The organism is Cellulomonas phragmiteti (assembly GCF_016862775.1).
Taxonomy (GTDB): domain Bacteria; phylum Actinomycetota; class Actinomycetes; order Actinomycetales; family Cellulomonadaceae; genus Cellulomonas; species Cellulomonas phragmiteti.
Genome location: NZ_BONP01000055.1, coordinates 1 through 2439, shown reverse-complemented (window position 1 = coordinate 2439; position 2439 = coordinate 1). Strand labels below are relative to the sequence as shown.

Annotated in this window: 3 protein-coding genes; all 3 read right to left on the bottom strand. The window is 59.2% G+C overall.

Going from position 1 to position 2439, the window contains the following annotated elements; translation table 11 throughout:
• Positions 1-187 precede the first annotated feature (187 nt).
• On the bottom strand, positions 188-823 hold the full coding sequence (locus Cph01nite_RS18855; protein ID WP_203676579.1) for a hypothetical protein: 636 nt from the start codon (positions 821-823) through the stop codon (positions 188-190).
• 78 nt (positions 824-901) lie between these two features.
• On the bottom strand, positions 902-1663 hold the full coding sequence (locus Cph01nite_RS18850) for a hypothetical protein (RefSeq protein ID WP_203676577.1): 762 nt from the start codon (positions 1661-1663) through the stop codon (positions 902-904).
• Positions 1660-2271: a hypothetical protein gene (locus Cph01nite_RS18845; protein ID WP_203676575.1), complete on the bottom strand. Its 612-nt coding sequence runs from the start codon at positions 2269-2271 to the stop codon at positions 1660-1662. The genes Cph01nite_RS18850 and Cph01nite_RS18845 overlap by 4 nt, the downstream gene beginning before the upstream one ends.
• Positions 2272-2439 lie beyond the last annotated feature (168 nt).

Below are 2439 nucleotides of genomic sequence, written 5' to 3'. Positions count from 1 at the left end.
TGCTGCGGCTGAAGCTGAACGCCGATCTTGATCTCTCCGCTCACGCCACCCACTCCTTCACACAAAAGCCGCCAACTGAAACTTCGACTGGAAAGTTCTCTAACCCTCTATGCGAGGAGATCCAAGAAGGATAGATCGGGAAGAGTGCCGCTACTCCTCAGCATTCCTGCACGCATCGTCGCGGCAATTACTCGGACTGCTGACGACGAGGCTCGAGGCGCTCCTCGTAGACACGGTCACGAATGCTTCCGATGAGTCTGCTCACGGATCGCAGGTCGGCGCTCATGCGCTCAACATCGAGCAAGACACAACGACCCACAACGTCAACCCCTCCGGGCATCCTCGCCCTGCGAGTCTCGGAGGCTCGATTATCCCAACCAAGTGGGAATCGGAACTCGTCACCTTTGGGATCAATCTCATGCAACTCGGTCAGGAGTCGACCCTCAGGCGAATCTTCCTCGAGGACTGGGTCATCGGGGAACAGCTCGTTGCGCGACAAGAGTTCCACGAGTCGTTCTCGAAGTTCTCGAAGATTGTGTTTAGCGGTACGGACATACCACTTGTCTAGTTCTTGGTATGGAGAATCGACGCACATATTTGCTATATGAATGGCGTCCTTGAGCTGCAACTCAATGGCGTGCCTATACAGGTATAGAATCACCTTGATGAGTGCGTCATCCGTAGAATCCTGCCATCCTCCGGCGAGCCTGGTCGCCGCCTCCTCGAAGGCATGTGCATCAATCCCGTAACTAGCCATGGGCGTCCAGTTGACGACTCCCGCTAGCGCGTGGCCGGGCGCGGGGTCCAGCCACTGATCGATCACGCTTGACTCTCTCTCATTGACCATGGTCCGACCTCCTCGCGATGCCCGATGGTGGCGCGTGCGAGCGCCGGATACTAGTCAGGCCGGATGCAGGAGCCGGTTCTCTTCCACGTATCGCAGACCCGGCCGCGTGACGTATACGACACCATCGCGCAGGTGGACCAAGAAAGCAGACTCCAGATCAGAGAGCAGCTTAGATGCGTACTTGCGGATTCCGACTGGGAGCCAGCTGCGCAGGGTACCAACGTCGGTCGGCTGGCCCGCCCAGTAGAGCAACGCCAGAACATGATCCCGCCTCGGCAGCTTCGCATTGAGGACTGGGCGGCCGTCGATCTCTTCTACGATCGGCGCCGCTCTAGTCACGATGTTGGCGATCATCGCTTGTGCTTCCATTGCAGACACAGCGTGCACCACTCGAACCAATTCAGCCAGTATCCAGTCGAGACAACCAGTCACCAGAGTCGCATCTTGGAGGTTCGGCACGATGCCGCCTCGCAGGTGGCCTGTGTCGCGCTTATTTCGAATGCCATAGATCAATCGGATGGCGCGCGGGACGTGCAAACGAATTCCGTCGTCCAGGCTCGAATAGTTCTCTATTTGATTCAATACGCGCTCGACATGAATCTCTGCGTTTAGTGGGGTGAATGATCCCGAACCGAGGTGCTGAACGAGTCGAACGATGGCCTCGCAGAAGCGTCCGCCGTTCACAGCGGCAGGGCCGTAGTCGCCGAGGAAGAACCTCCGACTGGTCTCTTCGTACTCTTCAAGCATTGCGTGCACGACGTCACTCGGAAGGCCTGCGCCCAAGAAGGACGCCGAAAGCGTCTCCTGAGTGATCATCGAGATGCGAGACGCTCGACGAGTTCTTTGAATGGCGCGTCGAACTTGCCACTCTGCCCTCGAACAGACTTCTCATTCCCCTGACCGACTGATATCGTCCCCGGAACGGCCTCAAGATACTTCGCGAGGTTCCGGGTGGGATCGAAGGCGAACTGAGATGACGCCGCCTCTCGAACCTCCCTAACGGTGACGTTCGGCTTTCCATCCACATAGTACCGAGGCCCGAGGAGGAGTGCAGCGAGGTTGCGACTCTTGTCAGCGATGGACGTCCCGAGGCTCTTTCGGCTTACCGCGATACGTACCGACTCATCCTTCACGTGGTAGACCGAGCGAAGGACATCCTCGGCAACATCCGACTCCTCTGCAAACTTCCGAAAGAACTCGTCCTCGTCGAGGTTCGCTTCGCCCCGTGCAGTATCTGGATTGATCTGCGCAGGAGCGGATGACGGCGGGCGCGGGGCGGGGTTCACGGGCTTACCGTTCCCCGCGCCGACTTCGCGGGTGATCAGCGCCACCGCCTGCTCAAGTGCAACAGCCTGGACATGCTCTGGTAGCCCCGCAGCCTCGACTGCCTGCCACGCCTCTCCGAGAACCTGCTTCGCATCCATGCGTGTCTCCATTGGCCGCCGACCTGCGCTGACATCGTCATGATGTCGCTTGGGATGCCAGTGCGGCAGGGCTTGTGCGACGCGCGGCGGGTGAAATACCGCCGGTCCACGGCGTCGCGCGCTGCCCTTGGGCCGGATTCTCGACGACAGCGTCGGAGACTCAACTAG